Source organism: Acetobacter zythi, assembly GCF_963921165.1.
Lineage (GTDB): Bacteria > Pseudomonadota > Alphaproteobacteria > Acetobacterales > Acetobacteraceae > Acetobacter.
The window spans coordinates 1-625 of the sequence record NZ_CAWUEO010000041.1 but is presented as its reverse complement, the minus strand read 5'-3'; the positions used below and the strand labels follow the sequence as shown (position 1 = coordinate 625).

The 625-nt window shown below is 56.2% G+C and carries 1 protein-coding gene; it reads left to right on the top strand.

Annotated elements, in window-relative coordinates; genetic code table 11:
* The coding region (locus AABE20_RS11265) for a cytochrome b (protein WP_338333151.1) at window positions 1-506 on the top strand (506 nt) is incomplete at its 5' end.
* Window positions 507-625: the final 119 nt, after the last annotated feature.

Here is a 625-nt window from a genome sequence, read left to right as displayed (position 1 = left end):
TTCACTGGATGACGGCCTTTCTGGTGCTGCTTCAGTTTGCTCTTGGCGAAACCTGGAACTGGCCAACAAAACCCGTCCATCATCTGATGGTGGTCGCGCATCTGACAGCCGGCATCCTGCTGACCGCAATTATGGTGTTCCGCATTGTCTGGCGTCTGACGAAAGGCCGGCATCTGTCGGACCTTCTCGTGCCTGTGGACCGGGTATTCGCCCTTGGAGCAGAGTACACGCTCTATGTGCTGCTTCTGGCGGAAATCTTGCTGGGCTATCTCTGGCGATGGGGTGCCGGGCAGACGATGAGTTTTTTCGGCCTCCTGATTCCATCCCCGTTCGCGCGGTTCCCGGCGGAAACCGTGACGTGGTTTCAGACGCTACATTACTGGAACGCCTGGTTGATTATGGGTCTTGCGACAGGCCATGGCGCGGCGGCGCTTTTTCATCAGTTTGTCCTGAAAGACAAAGTGCTTGGACGCATGCTGCCGCGGGGTTCCTCACTCAGTCAGTGATTGCGATCGGGAACCTATCTGATTTTCATGATTGGGCAGCATCGTGATGCTGGATTGCCAACAACGTCAGCTTTTTTCGGCTTCCGTTGTACAACAGATGTTCCGCTGTCCCCCCCCCC